The 740-nt window shown below is 69.7% G+C and carries 1 pseudogene; it reads left to right on the top strand.

The features are described 5' to 3' along the window. Positions 1–740 (top strand): annotated as a pseudogene (locus AX681_RS22245) (Ti-type conjugative transfer relaxase TraA); the annotation flags it as partial.

The raw sequence follows: 740 nt of genomic DNA, 5'->3' as shown, positions 1-740 counted from the left end.
GCATGGTCCACGCGGCCGACACGCGCGAGCAGGCGCGGGGCGAGCTGGTCGATGGCTGGGATCGGCAGCGCCAGGCCGAACCGGGCAAATCCCGCATCATCCTCACCTACACCAACGCCGAGGTCCGCGAGCTGAACGAGGAAGCGCGCGGCCGACTTCGCGCGACCGGCGACCTTGGCGACGACGTGACGTTCAGCGCCGACCGGGGGACGCGCGCGTTCGCGCGCGGCGACCGCCTGATGTTCCTGCGGAACGAGCGGTCGCTAGGGGTGAAGAACGGCACGCTTGGCACGATCGAGCAGGTATCGGCCGAGGGGATGAAGGTTCGGCTCGACAGCGGCGCGCGGGTCGCGTTCGACGCAAAGGACTATGCCGCGGTCGATCACGGCTACGCCGCCACTTTCCATAAGGCGCAGGGCGTGACCGTCGATCACGCCCACGTCCTCGCCACCCCCGGCATGGACCGCCACAGCGCCTATGTCGGCATGTCGCGGCATCGTGATGACGTGCAGCTCCATTACGGGCGCGACGACTTCGCCGACCAGCGTCAGCTCGTCCGCGCCCTGTCGCGTGATCGGGGCAAGGACATGGCGGGCGACTATGCGCGCCCGGAACAGGACCAGGCCCGCGCGTTCGCCGATCGGCGCGAGATCCGGTTCCCGGAACTCGCGCGTGAAATAGTGGCGAAGGTCCGCGACAAGGCGCGGGGCATGTTCGCGGGGTTCCGGCCGAAGCCGGCG

Origin of the sequence: Sphingomonas sp. CCH9-E2 (assembly GCF_001557215.1) — a bacterium.
Classification (GTDB): domain Bacteria; phylum Pseudomonadota; class Alphaproteobacteria; order Sphingomonadales; family Sphingomonadaceae; genus Sphingomonas.
The sequence above is the reverse complement of the archived record's forward strand: the minus strand, read 5'-3'. Positions and strand labels throughout refer to the sequence as shown.